Genomic DNA, 17467 nt, shown 5'->3' with positions numbered 1-17467 from the left:
TATGGAAACGAACAATACATCACAAAATGTGAGGCTAGACAAGTGGCTATGGGCAGCAAGGTTTTTCAAAACCCGCGCCATTGCCAGAGACATGGTTCAGTCAGGAAAAGTTCACTACAACGGACAGCGCACTAAGCCCGGCAAGAATGTAGAGCTTGGTGCAGTGATAAAAGTTCCCTCAGGTTGGGATAACCGTGACGTTATTGTTCGAGGACTCAGTGATAAACGACTTAGTGCAGCACTTGCTCAAGACTTATATGAAGAAACTGAGACAAGTGTAACAAAACGTGAAGAAAACCAAGTTGCACGAAAATTGAACGCTTTTCATAGTCCTAAGCCGGAACATCGGCCAGATAAAAAACAGCGCAGACAAATTATTAAATTTAAGCAGCAGTAAAAAGTACGCTGCCTAACAGGACAAGTTTATGAGTGATTTCGACAAATTACATCGATTTTTATTTACCCAAGCAAATGTTCGTGGCGAATTGGTTCGCTTAGATGAAAGCTTAAAGCACATTGTTCATAGCTATGAATACCCCGTACAAATTCAGCGATTGTTGGGGCAGTTGGCAGCGGCCACATCTTTACTGACGGCTACCCTTAAGTTTAAAGGCGAAATTGCCCTGCAAATTCAAAGTAAAGGGCCAGTGAGTTACGCGGTAATAAATGCCACTCATGAACAAACGTTTCGTGGTGTTGCCCGCTGGGATGAAAGCCTTGAAACGCTTCCAGAAGCGTTTGATGAGTTACTTACAGAAGCGGTATTGGTGATGACCATTACCCCTGATGAAGGCGAGCGTTATCAAGGTATTGTGGCACTAGACAAACCAACATTAGCAGAGTGTTTAGAAGAATACTTCGCCCAGTCTGAACAGTTAGCCACCCGCGTGCATCTAATGACTGATTTGCAAGATGAGAACAACGCCAGAGCGGCGGGTATGCTTCTGCAAGTATTGCCAACAGACGCTAGCGCGACTGACATAACCCAAGCAACAGGGTTTGATCATATTGCTACGTTAACCGAAACCTTAACAGAAAAAGAAATGTTCTCGTTGTCGGTAGAAGACATTCTTTATCGTTTGTATCACCAAGAAGAAGTGGAAGTGTACCCAGCGAAAGTGGTTAGCTTTGCGTGTACTTGCTCTAAGGAACGCAGTGCAGAAGCGCTTCGTAACATCGATAAAGCTGAGCTTTTATCCATAGTAAAAGAAGATGGCGACATTAAGATGAATTGTCAGTATTGCCATGCAGAATATCGTTTCGATAGTATCGATATTGAGGCGATTCACAGTGGTAATGCACCCTCACCTGATACTAATCAATAAGGGCGGGCGCCCCGACTCTTAAAAAAGAAAACCTCTTAATTCACTTCCCTTTACAGCACTTGTTGTAAGGGGGAGTTGATCTAAACACCACTAATCTAACATTGTGTCCCTCCTCCAAATAAAAATGTAATTTTATTACGTTTTTTTAGAAAGTTGATCCAGATTAATAATCAGTATTCTTTATAGAAATAACGCTATGCCTTTATTTACTTTAGACTCAGTTAAATGATACTTTTTGAAAGTGCTATTGAAAGATTACATTGAGGGTTACGGTTATGAGTGCAGCAGCGTCTTTGAAAACGGATTTAAAAATCTCTCCATTGGTTGATTTGCCTAGCGCCGAATTAATCGAACGCGCGATTAAGCGGGGCGAGGGTGTGTTAGACACTAACGGGGCTTTGGTGGTTGAAACCGGCGAAAGAACTGGTCGCTCACCAAATGATAGGTTTATCGTTAAAGAGTCTTCTACTGAAAATGAAATTGATTGGGGCAAGGTTAATAAGCCATTTGATGCCAATAAATTCGATGCCTTGTGGAACAAAGTAGAGGCCTACCTAACTACTCAAGAGCACTTTTTATCACACCTTCAAGTAGGTTCAGATCCTGCGCACGCACTTCCCTTAGAAGTAAGAACGCAAACCGCATGGCAGCACGTATTTGCTCGTAATCTTTTCATCGTACCTGAAAACTGGAATGCCAATAACGAAACGCCATGGCAGGTACTCAACGTGCCTGGCTTCGTTTGTGAGCCAGAGCGTGACGGCACCAACAGTGATGGTGTTGTAGTCATTAATTTTGCAAAAAAACGTGTGCTCATTGCTGGCATGAGATACGCCGGTGAAATGAAAAAAGCCATGTTCTCGGTTCAGAATTTCTTACTTCCCGCGAAAGACATATTACCCATGCACTGCTCTGCCAATGTAGGCGAGCAAGGCGATGTTACCTTGTTCTTTGGTTTGTCGGGTACAGGTAAAACCACGTTATCTGCCGATCCTAAGCGCTTTTTAATTGGTGATGATGAACACGGTTGGGGAGAAGGTAGTGTGTTTAATATTGAGGGCGGTTGCTACGCAAAATGTATCGACCTTTCGCAAAAGAACGAGCCGGTTATTTGGGACGCCATTAAGTTTGGCACTATTTTAGAAAACGTTGTGTTAGATGATAGCCGCACCCCAGATTACAAAGATACTTCGCTAACACAAAATTCAAGAGCTGCTTATCCGTTAAGCCATATCGAAAAACGCGTTGAAGCAAACCGTGGCGGCGAGCCACGCTCTGTCGTGTTTTTAACCTGTGACGTAAGTGGTGTGTTACCGCCAGTGTCAGTGCTAAGTGAAGAAGCTGCGGCCTATCATTTCTTAAGTGGTTACACCGCGAAGGTAGGCTCTACAGAGATTGGTTCAACCTCTGACATTGAATCGACCTTCTCTACTTGCTTTGGCGCACCCTTCTTCCCACGCCCAGCTGGCGTGTATGCTGAGTTATTAATTAAACGTGTGAAAGCGTTTAATGCCAAAGTGTACTTGGTGAATACCGGGTGGACTGGTGGGCCTTATGGTACAGGTCAGCGTTTTGATATTCCTACTACCCGCGCCATTATCGATGCCATTGTATCTGGTGATTTAGCCGATGTTGAAACCCAACATATTGAAGGCCTAAACCTTGATGTACCTGTTGTAGTATCGGGCGTTGACGATAACTTATTGGTGCCTAAGCAAACGTGGGATGATGCAGAAAAATACGAAGAATATGCGCAGAACCTAGTAGATAGCTTCAAGCAGAATTTTGAAAAATACGATGTTAGTGACGCCATTGTTAAGGCGGGTCCTGGCAACTAATTCTCGCTGCGTTTTTAGGGGCGCAGTTAGATGTTAGGGAAGGCAACCCTTCCCTTCCCAACCTTCATCACACTCAACGTGATTGATGTTTTGCCCGCGCTTAGCCGCGGGCTTTTTTCGCCTCCTATCTTGCACGACTTATACTAAAGGCGTACTGTAGCGTCCTTGGTAGTCGATAACGTTTCCACGTTAAAAATGTGCTCCAAACAAAAAAATCAAAAAACGTTGTAGTAAGTCTCTTAACTACAAATCATGCCCTGCTACACCAAAATATTGCGCTATTTCGTTTAGAACCCTGTTTGTAAAGGAGCATGGATGAGCCGTCGTCCTATTACTGTTGTTATATTTTCCGGTTTTTTCTTACTGGGTATGTTGTTTATATTGTGGGGTATTTTACTTCCAGATATTGCTGCCGACCTACGTATGTCAGAGTTGGTAAGTGGTTTGTTCTTCTCGCTTTTCTCATTGGGTATGATGGTGGGCGCCGTAGTAGGCGGAAAGTACGTAAGTCGCTTTGATTACATGCCATTGTTAGCATCGCTGCTAGGTATAAACGCTGTTTTACTGCTGATCATATCGTCACTGCAAGGGTGGCAATGGGTATTGGTGGTGGCCGTAGTGATAGGCATAGTCAGCTCCTCAATTTTTACTATTGGGCATACCCTAATTGCACGCCTGTACGAAGAAAAGCGCTTTACCATGATGGGGCTGATGGACTTTATGTTCAGCCTAGGCACTTTTGCCGCTTCGTTTTTTGTTACCTTGCTTTATCTTCAGGAAGAAAATTGGCGTAGGCCTATTCAGGTACTCGCATTATTTATGCTAGCCCTGTCGGCGTATACCTTTATGGCAGCGCACTCTCAAGCTAAATTACTTCGAGGGCAACCAAAAGCGCAGCGTAAAACCCTTAATTTTGGTGCGGTAATTAGACAACCTATCTTTATTTTTATGGCGCTGCTTAGTTTTGGCTACGGCGCGGTAGAGTTTGGCAACGCTAATTGGTTTGTAAGCTATGCCCAAAACGGTATCGGCTTTACCGGTGAACAATCTCGAAACCTACTGGCGTGTTTTACGGCGGGGATGGTAATAAGCCGTTTGGTTTTTCCTTTTTTATTGCGGTTTATGTCGGTACATCGTCTTATCGTTATTTTGGCGACAGCGTCGTTGTGCGGTGTATTTTCCATCAAGCTTATGACTGACCTGTACAGTATGGGGGCAGGTAATTTACTGTTAGGGCTTGGCTTAGGTGGGTTATTTCCACTTATGTTATCGGCAGCCATGAATATTGATAGTGACAACGGCCCGGTATTATCGGGTATTTGTATTATCGGAAACTCTACTGGCGTACAAGTAGCCTCATTTTCAACAGGGTTGTGGGCCAACTATGTGCCCCTTACTACCGCGTTTTGGGTAATACCTATGGGCGGTTGTATATTGTGGGCTGCGGCATGGGCGTATAGTCGAATGGTAAAACAGCACGGTTACGCATGAAGGGGTAAATAGAACTCTGCAATCAAGCCTTTCTGCGGGTGATTGCGCAGCTCCACACCGCCACCATGGGCTTCCACAATACGCCTTATAATTGATAAACCTAAACCAGAGCCCGATGTACTTCGGGCTTTGTCGCCTTGCGCAAAGGGCATAAATACATGCTCTAATTCTGCTGCGGGAATGCCAGGGCCAAAGTCGCGAATTTTACAGTAAACCCGCTTTTCGTTCCGGTTATAAAAAGTGGAGATAACAATATTGTCAGAGCCGTAACGGAAGGCGTTCTCGATAATATTATCAATAACTCGCTTCATGGCCACGCGACGTAAATCAAGTAAGGGAATATCGTTAAGCTTCAGCGCGATGTGATGCTTCTCTTCAATATGCCGCGCTTGAGCCAGTTCAATAATAAGGCTGTTTAGGTCGGTGTTTTCTTTTATCTCTTCAGTATCGTAGCGCGCATAGTCGATGAATTGATCGATAATGGCATTCATATCTTCAATATCGTTAACAATGCCATCTTTTATCCAGTTTTGGGACTCAGGCAGCATCTCAGATGCAAGGCGAATGCGTGTCAGCGGGGTGCGTAAATCATGGGATATACCTGCCGTCATCAAGGTTCTGTCATGCTCTAGCTGCTTTATGCCTTGATTCATTCGGTTGAAGGCGCGGGTAACTTGAATCATTTCCGTGCTGCCTTGTTCTTTAAGCGGCGCGGGGTGTTCGCCTTTACCTACCGCTAATGCAGCTTTTTGCAAAGAAGAAAGTGGCATGGTCATGCGCCGTACAAATAGCCAACCACCTGCCACACTCAATATGCCTATAACCATCAAATACATAGTTAACGGTGAAATATTCGCTTCGTTTAAGCCGGTTATGGGAATAGCAATCCAGGTGTCGGGGTAGCGAGACAAGGAGATCCATACCGTATAGGGTGCGCTGGCGTCGGTTTTCTGCGAAACGGTGCTAATGCGTACATCGGCAAGTTGCTCAATTTGTTTGCTTACCTGGGACGACATAAACCCATAATAAACCGCGCTTTCTAAACCTTTGGTTCTTGCTTTGCTGGCGTCGAGTATTTGAATGTCGGTTTTGTCGTAATAGCGGGCTCTGCTGTCGTCATTACTGACTAATAAGTCTTCCGCTAATACCGATTTTACTTGCGTGGCAAGTAAGCTGTTGATTTGCTGGTAACTAGGTTGAATAAAATAGTACGTAACAGACAGATAAGAAACGACTTGGTTAATAAGCAAAAGTACGCCAATTAGCATTACGGTTTGGCCAAATGCACTTTGAGGAACCAGACGCACTACTTCACCAGCCTATCTAAACAACCCATTTTTCCCATGGTTATTTATGCCTGCTCACCATCGGGTACGAATACATAGCCTAAACCCCAAACGGTCTGAATATACCTTGGGTTAGCGGGGTCTTTCTCTAGCATTCTACGCAGTCGAGATACCTGAACATCAATACTACGCTCAAGCGCACTGTAGTCTCGCCCGCGAGCAAGGTTCATAAGCTTATCGCGTGACAGCGGCTCTCTAGGATGCGTAACTAAAGACTTCAATACCGCAAACTCGCCGCTGGTGAGGGTAAGGGGGGTAGTGCCTGCCGTCATTTCTCGGGTAGCCAAATTCAGTTTGTACTCACCAAATTCAATAACTTGCACGTCTTTAGATGGGGCACCAGGGGCTTCACTACTGCGACGACGTAATACCGCCTTCGCCCGTGCAAGTAACTCTCGAGGATTGAATGGCTTAGGCAAGTAGTCATCGGCACCCATTTCAAGGCCAATAATTCTGTCTACTTCATCGCCTTTTGCGGTAAGCATGATAATAGGAAGTTCGCTACCGGCTTGACGTAAGCGACGACAAATAGACAAGCCATCTTCGCCAGGAAGCATTAGGTCTAACACCATAAGGTGGAAGTTCTCGCGTTCAAGCAACCTGTCCATTTGCTCTGCATTTCCAGCGCTTCGCACTTGGTAGCCTTGCTCCACTAAATAGCGTTCAAGTAGGCTACGAAGGCGCATGTCATCATCGACAACGAGAATTTTAGACGTTTCCTGACCCATGATATGCCTTTAGTAATAGTTTTCCTCACTATAACGACTCGTCACCAAATACAAAAGAGAGGAATGCATGAAAGGCTTCCTCTCTTTGTTACAAATAGTGTCAGGTGAAGCCTAGATAGGTACAAACGAGTCAGGCAAACAACGCTAACTAGTCAAAGCGAACCACGTTAAGTGCTTTGGTATCGGCAGTGCCATTTAGGGTATCTAAATACAAGGCAATAATTTGCTGAGAACCCGTGTGTTCTTGCTCGAAAAAGGTATCTTGAACTTTACCAGTAAAACCCTGCCAGGCCTTTGCATACTTGGCTAAAAAGCCATCGTGGCCCCACTCTTGCTGGCGTTGTTTTACTCGCGCAGGGGCAAAGAATATCTCAGCGTCTAACGCTTTCTTGTTCGGCTTTTGCTCAGCTTTCCAATCAGTCGCACCAATTAGCGTTACTTTTGAAAGCTTATCACCAAGGGCATCGCCGAGTGACGTGATCAGAGCACCGTTGGCGGCAAAATCGAGTAGCCAGTATTGATGATCTTTAGATAAAGTTTCTACATCGTCATAGCTCAATACATGATCGTAGCATCCCGATGCTTTTACCATGTCTATATTTGATGCAGAGGTTAACCCTATAACTTGATAATTAGCATGTCTGTGACTTTTTTGATCTTTAAGCAGTTGAGCGGTGCCCAATGCGGTTTTGCTAGAAGCACTAGAGAGCAATAACGACTCACCATGGCTAAATTCATCCACAAAGTCATCCAACACAAACGAGGTCATGTATAACGGCCGGAAATTTAACTGCCAAGCTTCGCGGCTTGCATCATAACCAGGGTCGACGGCACAGCGTAGGTATTGGTCGTACACTGGGCTAATACTTTTGCGGTTTTCGTGTATATCAGAAAATCCGTGGGGTGCTACTTTTCCTGCCTTAATTACCCAGTGACTTGCCATGGGCAAGTAACCAAACACTTTTTCGCCTGCTTTAACATCAGCATGATTGGAGGCGACAACCGTAGCAAAGCCCCATACAGGCACAATGCCGTAACCTCCATCGGCAGGGAAAAATCCCCAGTAGCCCATACTAAACCCCAGCGCGGCATAAGTAATGTTGTTAGCTGAAAAACCAAAGCTATCGGTTTCAAGTAAAACTTCATCTTGAGCTAAATCATCGATAGACAATGTTTTGTCTACCACTTGGGTGTCATCAATTTTGTCTTTTTTCACCCATATCTGCGTACTGGTTACGGTTGTCATGGCGTCACCTTAAATCTGATTTCAATAGACTAAGATGACGCACTTTCAATGGGTTTTCGACTTTAGGTTGTAAATAGATTGTTATAGGAGTGACGAATACACTAAATCGCTGGCATATTTTCTTCATAAAGCTGCGGCAGTAGTACTAATTTTCTGCTTTTGATTAGAATTCAAAGTGAACGCAGGTAGGTAAAAACGACCACCACTTTTTATGTAAGGTGGTGGTCGATGTTTGCGCTAGAAAGAATAACTAAACATGACTGAACCCGTTCGGCCTTCAGAAGGTTTAACCACGACCGAGTCGAACAGGTCGGCAGACGTGTAATATTCCTCTTCGAACAAGTTATTTACGCTAAGTAGTATGCGGTAATTCTCGGCAACATAGCCCACTGAGCCGGTCCATACCATGTAACTAGGCAGTAATATGGTTTCCAGTACATCGGTGTAGGTTTCATCGGCCCACCCAAAGCCAAGACTAGCCGTTACTCTGCCTCTCTCTAATGGCTTGTTGTAATTCAAAAATAAGCTCATGGTGTTGTCAGGTAAACCACCTCGGTCAAGCTCTACACCTTCACCCACAAAGGTAGAACGGTTACCTGCAATTCGGCCTCCGTACACTTGATATGCTTCAAGGCCATTTTGGGCCGCAAAGTCAGCGCCGTTGATCACCGCTAACGCTCCATCACTTACCTCGGTGGTTTCAATGTGGGTGGCGGTAGCAGTAAGCGAGAAACTTTCATTTAAGATAGCGCGGGCTTCAAATTCAACCCCTTCACTGTATACGGCTACTAACGCAGAAGTTTGACCAATTCGATCGGTTTTTTCTTGATCAAATACGGCGAGGGCGGCATAGAGTGATTCATCGTCGCTGCTGTATTTAATTCCTAGCTCGGCTAAGGTTGATTCGGCCAAATACTCACCATTATCAACACTGCTTGGAATAATTCCGCCAAGTTGATTAGTGCTTAGCGAACTAGATTCGGCGTAAGTGGCGTAAGGCACAAAACCTGATTCCATCTTGTACGACACGCTCACGTTGTAACTAAACGCTGATTCGGTATCGGTATGCACTTCACCATCGCCAAAGGGTATGCCAAGCAAAGATATGGCTTGGTCTTCCGATTCAACATCGAAATAGTCGTACCGGGCACCAAGCAATATACTCCAAGACTCTAGCGTAATATCGGCAATATAAAACAAGCCCGCGTTAAGCATGGTAGAAACTTGCTCTTCGTTATAGTTTCTTCTTACTGTGCCATCAATGCCGGTAGGGTTACCGTCTTCATCGTAAATAATGGTGGCATCTTCATAGGGGTCATCTACCGCCCAATCAATTCTATCGTCAGGGGTTGGCCCTACGATAATATCTCGAAAATCGAAAGTTTCGTCGTAGTACGCATGGTTGTAGTCAAGGTCTTCGTTACGAATACTAATGCCGGTAATATGCTGAATAGTGGCATTATCGTGGAAAGTTTCGAAGTTTAGGCTAGATCTGAACTCCATGGCTTCGGCCCCAGGATAATCAGCAGTAAAGCCCCAGCTCTGGAACTTGGTGTGATCCATGTAATCGTAATAAAACTGGTTTTTCCACGTCATGTCGTCAGACAAATAGGTCGTAAAGTCTAAGTACGCAGTGAATGCTGTTGAGTCGGCAAAATCAATGTCGTCTATAAAGGTTGTTTTATGATCGATTTGAGCGGTGCCAGGGTTACTGAGCGCATAAGCATTTTCGATACCGTCAGCCACTCCCGGGCAAGAAAGCAGCATAGCGTTGTAGGTGTAGTTACTGTTATCTGCCGTGCCTGGGCTACAAAAGGTGCCTACGCCTGAAAACGACGAGTTAATAAAGTAAGGCGCAAATGGCGAGATAAAACCCGATTCTTGAGGCAGTAGCCTATCTGCGCCAATAGGGTCATCTGAATTCTTCGCCACCGGTGCGCCGGTAATGTAGGTGCCATTGTCAATTAAGTCTTGGGTTACCCGGTTCCAGCCTGGCACTTGAATGGCGTCAGAGGTTTGGTATTGAAACCCAAATTCCATCAATGTTTTGTCGGTTAAATCGACATCTAGCGCCACCTGTACAATTTCATTCGTTGGTTCGTAGTTATCGTAATAAGAGCCAGAATCTTCTGCTTCAGCAAAAATGTACACGCCTGCTTGTTTATCGCCAAGCATGAAAGGCGTACCGCCCTCTACAGCTAGAATTTTTTGATCGTATGTGCCCAAGGTTAAATGAATTTCGCCGGTGGCTTCATCAAAGTATTTAGTGGCATCTGATTTGGCCGATTTTGGAGAGTAATTTAACTGCCCGCCTACACTACCATTTCCATATAAAGGGCTAACCGGCCCGCGCATCACTTCCAACCCTTTTGCCCCACGAATATTAGTTTTAAACGCACCTGGGTTGGCAATTCGCCTAAAGCCACGAAAGTAGTTATCGGCCGATTCACCACGAATATCCATGGCACCTTGAATACCAAAAAACGAACTAGTAAAGGCTCCAGGTGTTATTCGTACAAGATCATCTACAGAGCGCAATCCGTACGCTTCTATTAAGTCAGAACTGATATCAGTAACAGATCGGGGTGTTTCTACCAAAGACTTGTCTAAGCCAAACGCACTTTTTGATTCTATTGGAATGAGAGAGTTGAGGTCTTTTACACCGGTAATTGAAATGGTTTCCATGTCTTCATCACTCGGTGGTTCTTGTGCCAAGGTAGCACCAGAGTATGAAGCAAAGAGCGAAAGCATCGTTAAATAGAGGGTTTTATGCGTAAATGTTTTCATTGAGCAGCCTAGTGTGTGTTGTCGCGCAACGCGCTTTTTTAGTGTTGTATTTAAGTGTTCACGCCTTTATTGCTTTAAATGGTAGGCGTAGACAGTTTGGTTGTTGTAATACACGGCTCAACAAGGCAATTTTTCTAGTTGTGTTAGTCGAACTTTTATTTCGACTGTTGTTTGATTTTTTCTACTGACGGTGACAGCGAAGCATCAGTGTTTTCTTGTTTCGTAACTTTATTCTCTGGAATTAAAATACTCATAATAATGGCGGTAAAGCCCGCAGATGTGACCGAGGAGGACAGCACGTTTTTAAAGGCTACAGGTAAGCCTTGTATAGCATCGGGTACCATCAGCACACCTAATCCGGTACCTAGCGAGGTCGCGATAATAAGTGACTTTCGACGATCGATAGGCTCGCTAGCCAATATCTTAATACCGCCTACGGCAATGGTGGCGAACATAACCAGTGTTGCACCGCCAAGTACGGGTTTAGGCATTAATTGAAGTGCGCCGCCGATAATGGGAAACAAGCCTAAAATGACTAACATGGCCGCCACGTAAAAGCCCACATGCCTGCTTGCTACACCGGTTAATTGAATGACGGCATTGTTCTGCCCGAATGTGGTATTCGGAAAGGTATTAAATATGGCTGCAATGGCCGAATTAACGCCGTCGGCCAAAATACCGCCTTTAATTCTTTTTAGATATTTAGGGCCCTTTATCGGTAAGCCACAAAACAAGCTATTAGCAGTAAGGTCGCCGGAGGTTTCTAGTGCGGTAAGAAAATAAATAAGCGCGATGGGAATGAATATATCGAGGTCAAAATTAATTCCATACTTAAAAGGAACGGGAATACTGACAATAGGTTGTTCAGCCAAGCTTGCAAATGAGACCCAGCCTAAGTCTGAGGCAACGATAGTGCCTAAAATCATGCCTATCATGATGCCGGAAAGCCTTACCCAAGGGTTACTAGATACGTTAAGCGCAATAATAGTGACGAGTACAAATAGCCCAAGAGTAAGGTTCTCAATACTGCCAAAGTTGGCGCTGCCAAACCCGCCAGCTAAATCAGTGATGCCTACCTTTATAAGGCTAATGCCAATAGTAGTAATGACGATACCCGTGGTTAATGGCGTTATTACCCGCTTAATTTTATTGATAAATAAACTGACGATAATTTCGATGAAAGCACCGATAAAACAAACTCCCAGCAGGGTAGATAGTATTTCTTCTTTGCTGCCTCCGTTAGCTTTAATAGACAGCCCGGCTATTAATAACGCGCTAATGAACGCAAAGCTGGTGCCTTGTACCGCAATTAAGCCGCAGCCGACCGGTCCGAAGGTTTTTGCTTGAATAAAAGTCGCCACGCCTGAAACAAAAAGCGACATACTAATAAGATAAGGTATTTCTGGTTCAAGCCCTAGAGCAGTACCAATAATCAGCGACGGGGTAATAATACCTACGAAGCACGCCAATATATGTTGTAGTGCGGCAGTAATAGATTGGTTTACTGTTGGAATATCATTTAATGCAAATAAGACATCGGTATTTGGTTTCATTAAGTCCCTTTATAAACCAATTATCGCTTCAAGGTTTTGATTACGGATTTACATGCACAATATTGCTATGCAAGAAATCAACCTTTTATGATTTTTAACTCATTCAGAAAGGTTATTTTTATTGAAATGCTATCAAGGGTATGAAAATTAAGTTTTTTATTACTTTATTTTTTTAAGTAATAAGGATAATGCAGAGTGTTAAACGGTATTTAAGAGGTAACTTAACATTAGTTAAGGGCGAGATTAGTGATCATTTTAGTGCATTCGAAGAATTAAATTTGAGCAAGACAAATTGAAAATTTTATACTTTAGTCTAGTTTTTTGGTTGGCCCAAACATTAAAAAAGGGCTTGTTATGAAAGCCCTTTTTTTAAATTCAGCAAAGATTATATCGTACTAGAAATATTACTCGTCTTGGGTGTTAAGCCAATCCATTTGATGGCCAGCACGACGCTTTCGATTCAAAATATCTTCAAGAAGTGGAGTAAGAATAAGCTCCATCGCTAACCCCATTTTACCGCCCGGAACTACGAGTGTATTAATACGCGACATAAACGCGCCATCAATCATTTGCAGTAGATAAGGGTAGTCAACATGCTTCATTTCGCGCCTAAAGCGAACCACAACAAAGCTTTCATCTTGCGTAGGTATTTCACGAGCACTGAAAGGGTTTGAGGTATCTACCGTAGGCACACGCTGAAAGTTAACATGGGTTTGGGAAAACTGAGGCGTGATGTACTGGAAATAATCATCTAGCCCACGCACGATGCTACTCATTACCGCTTCACGGGAATGGCCTCGGTCGGTGGTATCGCGCACAATTTTTTGAATCCACTCTAGGTTTACAATAGGTACCATGCCAACCAATAAGTCGACATGTTTGGCGACATCATTCTCTTCGGTTTTTACGCCGCCATGTAAGCCTTCATAAAATAATAAGTCGGTATTTTGTGGTAAATCTTGCCATGGCGTAAAGGTGCCCGGCATTTGGTTGAAAGGCACGGCTTCATCAAAAGTATGAAGGTACTGACGAAACTGACCTGAACCCGAGCTTCCGTACTCTCTAAATAGGGTTTCGAGGAGTTCGAAATCGTTGGCCTTTGGCCCAAAGTAACTAATATGTCGGCCCTGTTCTTGGGCTTTACGGATTTCCACTTCCATTTCTGGGCGCGTAAAACGATGAAAGCTGTCACCGCCAACCACAGCTGCGTTCAAATTCAGGTTCCTGAAAATGTGGCGTATAGCATTGGTTGTCGTGGTTGTTCCTGCCCCTGACGAACCAGTAATGGCAATAATTGGATGTTTTACAGACATAGAAATTCGTTTGAGAAATGACGGGTACTAGTTATAAGCTGATGTGGGTTAAGAATCAAGACTACTCTCTTACTGATGAATTGACTGCAAGCACGAATTAGCGCTAACGTGGCGAAAATAAATAACAAAAAGCACAATGAGGAAGTGGCGATGGAATCTTTTCTACTGGGTATACTGGTTTTAGTAACCGTAGCTGGTGCCGTGCTATCTTTTCAACATGTGGGCAAGCTATCACGCATGCAAACCCATATTGAGCAATTGGAAAGGCGCTTAAGGGCATTTGAGCAAAAATCTGCGTCTTCAAAGCCCTCTCCTCGCGTTGAAAGCATAACCGCTCCTAAACGCGAAACCTCGGCTAACGATTTAGGGGGCGTCTCTAAACCCCGAGCATCGAGCAACCCGTCAAGCCCTCCTACGCTTATTTCCTATTTAGAAAAGCACCAACAGGGGCTAGTTAACGCCATTAAGGGTAACGGGTTATTATGGCTTGGCGGCTTAGTTTTAGCAGTGGGGGGCATATTTCTCGCAAACTATGCCATTGAGGCGGGTTTCGTTTCAGCCGAACTTCGCGTGATACTCGGTGGCGTGTTTGGTGTTTCTCTGGTGGTGGCCTCAGAATTTTTAGCACGTCATCGCATTCGCTTTTCTATTTATTCACCGGCGGTATGTGCGGCACTTGCCTCAGGCGGTGTAGTCACGTGCTACGCTATTACGCTGGTGGCCTTTAATTATTATGGCTTTTTATCGCCTTTCGTTGCTTTTGCAACACTAGCGATTATTGCTTTAGGATCTGTTTCGCTGTCGCTCCGATTTGGCCCGCTGCTAGCGTTTATTGGGATATTGGGGGCATTTGTCATTCCAGCGCTTGTTAACACGGGGTCGAATAATATTCCTTTGCTTTTGGCGTTTATTAGTCTTGTTTCTTTATCTGGCGTGTGGGTGGCACAAAAGGTCGCCGCGGTTTGGTTGTGGCGAGTGAGCTTTTTAGGGCATTTTTTATGGGCGCTAGTGGGGCTATTAAGTACAGAGGCGAGCCACTTCGTTGCTTGGTTATGTTTTAGCGTATTTTCAACATACTTGTTTGCGTTGGTTCGTACTTTGGGGTGGTCATTAATGGCTACGCAAGATCAGGGGATGTCGCTGAGAAACTTATTTTCTCAACGACAACAACTCGCGGCGATTTCACTGGTTTTAATTGTCATTCATGGGTTTCTGATTCAATACGGCAGCAATGAAAAAATATGGATTAGCGCCTTCACATTGTCCGCTTTACTGCTTGTAGCGCCTAGTCGACACAGTGCCTTTGATATGTGGCCGGCACTTATGTTGGTTACTGGTTTGACGCATTTTACTATGTTAAGGCCAGCTGAAGGCCCAATAGATCTTAGTTTTATTCTTAGTGGGAAGTATCTATTTTCTCAGCTGCTCGCGGTAGGGCTTTGCGTGTACGGGGGGATTTTAGCGAGAAAACACAATACGCAAGACACTGCGAGACCGGCGTTTTGGCTCTATATGGTGGTAAGCCCAGTGGCGTTGTATGGGGTTAGTTATGCGCTAGCACCTAGCAAGGTCACCGACGTACTCTATGGTATTTGGGCGCTTGAACTTGCGTTAATTGCACTAATGAGTGCTTTAGTCACATTGAAAGTTAACCCTCAAATAGAAAAGCTCTCTTTTTCCGTGCTTGCCAATGCGTGTTTAACACTATGTTTCACCATGGTACTCGACGCAGCAATACTATCACTGGCGTTGGCTATTCAAGTGGCTATGGTAAGTATACAAAGTGCAAAGTATCGCGTAGCGCTACCCGACTGGTTATTTAAAGCCTTATTGATAGCCGTGTTGGTAAGACTCACTGGCGCGCCATGGTTAGCGGATTACTCTGACGAACATATTTTCAGCATGCATTGGACGGCTGTTGTCTATCCTGCGGTGTTTTTAAGCTTATGGTTAGCAAGGAAATACAACCCTTCGCCAACGTTAAAGGTGTGGTTGGAAGGCGCGTTATTACATGTTGTTGCGCTGTTTATTACTACCGAGCCTAGTTATTGGTTAACGGGGGCCTACCCAGAGCTATTCCTTGCTTCATACACGGAAAAAGTCTTTTTAGCCTTGGGGTGGGTCGCTCTCGCAGTAACCTATTGGCACCGTGCTTGTGTTGCTCAACGGTTGGCTAAACTCTATCGTGTGGCGGGCTTTATCTTAATGGTAGGGGCTTTTTGGCTTCACTTAGATATATCAGTGGTGAATAACCCCTTCGTGTTCCCACAAAACACTGGGGGCAATGCAGTGCTAAATTATATGGCTTTACAATGGTTAGTCCCAGCGTTACTGCTTAGTACCTTGTGGTTGCCACCTTGGTTTAGAGTATTGCCGAGCAGCGCTTCACAGATAAAGGCGCTAATTTCAGGGGCATGCTTAAAAGGTATAGTGGTGATTATCGGTCTATTTTTGGTGTTTTACATCAATAGCATCATTCGTAGTCTTTTCCATCATGGACACGTTGAGTTTCGTTTAGGGTTCGGTCAAGCTGAGCAATACACCTACTCGGTGGTATGGCTTGTTTTGGCAACCTTAACGATTTTCCTTGGTCAATACATGCATAAAGACATAGCGGTGAAGTTTGGCTTTGGCCTGTTAACGGTTGTACTGCTGAAAGCCTTTATTATCGACATGTCTAGCCTTGACGGTTTATATCGTGCCCTATCCTTCATTGGCTTAGGGTTAAGCTTGGTGGGAATAGGGTGGCTATTTCAGAAATTTAACATGGAATCCGACAGGCCTCGTGATCAAGCAAGCCCAGAGATGTAGTTGAGAATGGCTTCTATGTATGTGGCTTCTTGTCGACGCTAGGTTTTTGAGACGTGCTATGGTGGTGCTGAAGAAGCCGCACTATGAGCTGAGCTTCTTCTTCATCTAGGTCTAACAAATCGCGAACACGTTCAATGTGCCCCTTATCGTGTTCGCTAAATTTTCCGTCTTCTAATACTGTGCGTACTGTTTCCTTAAACCGGTCTCGTTTAAGTTGCATTTGGGCAGTAAAACTCGATGACAATATACCTGCTGGCAGGGCGTAAAAGCATATGCCCAAAATGGTGATTATCCCACCAAACACCTTTCCCCCTGCCGTGATGGGAACAATGTCACCATAGCCTACCGTTGTGAGTGTCACCAGTGCCCACCACAGTGAAGCGGGTATACTACTAAAAGCGTCGGGCTGCGCGGTATGTTCAATGTAATAGATGCAGGTGGCTGCAATAACGGTGAACAACATCAACACGCTGAGTGCGGCAACGAGTGAATGAGACTCGTTTCTAATGACCGTGATTAGCGTTTGCATTGAGCGTGAGTAACGGCCAAGCTTTAAAATTCTCAGCACTCTGAATACTCGTAATATCCGTAAATCTAGGGTAACAAACATGCTTAGGTAGAAAGGTAATATGGCAAGCAAATCAATCAATGCCATGGGGCTTTTTAGATAGTACCAGCGCTTTTGCCAAGGAGTATGGAATTGAATGTCTTTTGATGACGTTAATGCTGAAGACGGTGCGACGCCACTGCTCCAAATGCGAAGTACGTACTCAAGGCTAAAAAGCGCAACAGAAACCACTTCGATAATGTGTAACTCTGTAATGTATTGTGAAGAGGTACCCGGTACGGTCGATAGCATCATGGTGGCGATATTAATCACAATGACAGTCACAAGTATCACATCAAAGTACTTACTTGCTTTGTGATGTGATTGGGCATCTTTATAAGAAGCTAAAATATTGTAGCAAGTGGTCTGAAGTGACATAAATGCCTTTGAGTTACCGGTGCAGTTTAATACTCTACCAAGAA

The 17467-nt window shown here is 44.4% G+C and carries 12 protein-coding genes; 5 read left to right on the top strand and 7 right to left on the bottom strand.

The window, feature by feature from the left end:
* Nucleotide 1 precedes the first annotated feature (1 nt).
* The 4 genes from hslR to AVL57_RS19060 all read left to right on the top strand — a co-directional run bounded on the left by hslR (nt 2) and on the right by AVL57_RS19060 (nt 4654).
* The gene (gene hslR / locus AVL57_RS19075) at nt 2–397 is read left to right on the top strand and encodes a ribosome-associated heat shock protein Hsp15 (RefSeq protein ID WP_013786664.1); all 396 of its coding nucleotides are present in this window, start codon (nt 2–4) and stop codon (nt 395–397) included.
* A gap of 28 nt (nt 398–425) precedes the next feature.
* Complete coding sequence (hslO, locus tag AVL57_RS19070) at nt 426–1325, top strand: Hsp33 family molecular chaperone HslO (RefSeq protein ID WP_057795272.1); 900 nt, start codon at nt 426–428, stop codon at nt 1323–1325.
* A 275-nt stretch (nt 1326–1600) separates the two neighbouring features.
* Complete coding sequence (locus tag AVL57_RS19065) at nt 1601–3163, top strand: phosphoenolpyruvate carboxykinase (RefSeq protein WP_057795274.1); 1563 nt, start codon at nt 1601–1603, stop codon at nt 3161–3163.
* A 315-nt stretch (nt 3164–3478) separates the two neighbouring features.
* Nucleotides 3479–4654 carry an MFS transporter gene (locus tag AVL57_RS19060; protein WP_057795277.1) on the top strand — a complete coding sequence of 392 codons (1176 nt, stop codon included), beginning with the start codon at nt 3479–3481 and terminating at the stop codon, nt 4652–4654.
* Here the strand turns inward: AVL57_RS19060 and envZ are convergent.
* The 6 genes from envZ to AVL57_RS19030 all read right to left on the bottom strand — a co-directional run bounded on the left by envZ (nt 4645) and on the right by AVL57_RS19030 (nt 13627).
* Nucleotides 4645–5961: a two-component system sensor histidine kinase EnvZ gene (envZ, locus tag AVL57_RS19055; RefSeq protein WP_057795279.1), complete on the bottom strand. Its 1317-nt coding sequence runs from the start codon at nt 5959–5961 to the stop codon at nt 4645–4647. The two genes, AVL57_RS19060 and envZ, sit on opposite strands and share 10 nt — an antisense overlap.
* Before the next feature lie 44 nt (nt 5962–6005).
* Nucleotides 6006–6728 carry an osmolarity response regulator transcription factor OmpR gene (gene ompR, locus AVL57_RS19050; RefSeq protein WP_057795281.1) on the bottom strand — a complete coding sequence of 241 codons (723 nt, stop codon included), beginning with the start codon at nt 6726–6728 and terminating at the stop codon, nt 6006–6008.
* A gap of 148 nt (nt 6729–6876) precedes the next feature.
* The gene (locus tag AVL57_RS19045) at nt 6877–7974 is read right to left on the bottom strand and encodes a DUF2855 family protein (RefSeq protein ID WP_057795283.1); all 1098 of its coding nucleotides are present in this window, start codon (nt 7972–7974) and stop codon (nt 6877–6879) included.
* 237 nt (nt 7975–8211) lie between these two features.
* Nucleotides 8212–10761: a TonB-dependent siderophore receptor gene (locus AVL57_RS19040; RefSeq protein ID WP_057795285.1), complete on the bottom strand. Its 2550-nt coding sequence runs from the start codon at nt 10759–10761 to the stop codon at nt 8212–8214.
* 155 nt (nt 10762–10916) lie between these two features.
* Entirely contained in the window at nt 10917–12314 is a 1398-nt protein-coding gene (locus tag AVL57_RS19035) for a nucleobase:cation symporter-2 family protein (protein WP_057795290.1), read from the bottom strand.
* Nucleotides 12315–12718: 404 nt separating this feature from the next.
* Nucleotides 12719–13627 (bottom strand): phosphoribulokinase, encoded by a 909-nt coding sequence (locus tag AVL57_RS19030; RefSeq protein ID WP_057795297.1) that lies wholly within the window; start codon nt 13625–13627, stop codon nt 12719–12721.
* Between the two features lie 150 nt (nt 13628–13777).
* Between AVL57_RS19030 and AVL57_RS19025 the strand changes: the two genes are divergently transcribed.
* Nucleotides 13778–16438, top strand: coding sequence for a DUF2339 domain-containing protein (locus tag AVL57_RS19025; RefSeq protein WP_057795300.1), 2661 nt, complete (start codon nt 13778–13780; stop codon nt 16436–16438).
* 13 nt (nt 16439–16451) lie between these two features.
* On the opposite strand, the gene AVL57_RS19020 is transcribed toward AVL57_RS19025, so the two are convergent.
* Nucleotides 16452–17423, bottom strand: coding sequence for an ion transporter (locus AVL57_RS19020; protein WP_057795302.1), 972 nt, complete (start codon nt 17421–17423; stop codon nt 16452–16454).
* Between the last annotated feature and the right edge of the window lie 44 nt (nt 17424–17467).

It is taken from the genome of Alteromonas stellipolaris (assembly GCF_001562115.1).
In the GTDB taxonomy this organism is placed as follows: domain Bacteria; phylum Pseudomonadota; class Gammaproteobacteria; order Enterobacterales; family Alteromonadaceae; genus Alteromonas; species Alteromonas stellipolaris.
The sequence above is the reverse complement of the archived record's forward strand: the minus strand, read 5'-3'. Positions and strand labels throughout refer to the sequence as shown.

Excerpts from the sequence above, each read along its gene's own strand:
- hslR (WP_013786664.1), top strand. The coding sequence starts at position 2 with ATGGAAACGAACAATACATCACAAAATGTGAGGCTAGACAAGTGGCTA.
- hslO (WP_057795272.1), top strand. The coding sequence starts at position 426 with ATGAGTGATTTCGACAAATTACATCGATTTTTATTTACCCAAGCAAAT.
- AVL57_RS19065 (WP_057795274.1), top strand. The coding sequence starts at position 1,601 with ATGAGTGCAGCAGCGTCTTTGAAAACGGATTTAAAAATCTCTCCATTG.
- AVL57_RS19060 (WP_057795277.1), top strand. The coding sequence starts at position 3,479 with ATGAGCCGTCGTCCTATTACTGTTGTTATATTTTCCGGTTTTTTCTTA.
- ompR (WP_057795281.1), bottom strand. The coding sequence starts at position 6,728 with ATGGGTCAGGAAACGTCTAAAATTCTCGTTGTCGATGATGACATGCGC.
- AVL57_RS19045 (WP_057795283.1), bottom strand. The coding sequence starts at position 7,974 with ATGACAACCGTAACCAGTACGCAGATATGGGTGAAAAAAGACAAAATT.
- AVL57_RS19040 (WP_057795285.1), bottom strand. The coding sequence starts at position 10,761 with ATGAAAACATTTACGCATAAAACCCTCTATTTAACGATGCTTTCGCTC.
- AVL57_RS19035 (WP_057795290.1), bottom strand. The coding sequence starts at position 12,314 with ATGAAACCAAATACCGATGTCTTATTTGCATTAAATGATATTCCAACA.
- AVL57_RS19030 (WP_057795297.1), bottom strand. The coding sequence starts at position 13,627 with ATGTCTGTAAAACATCCAATTATTGCCATTACTGGTTCGTCAGGGGCA.
- AVL57_RS19025 (WP_057795300.1), top strand. The coding sequence starts at position 13,778 with ATGGAATCTTTTCTACTGGGTATACTGGTTTTAGTAACCGTAGCTGGT.
- AVL57_RS19020 (WP_057795302.1), bottom strand. The coding sequence starts at position 17,423 with ATGTCACTTCAGACCACTTGCTACAATATTTTAGCTTCTTATAAAGAT.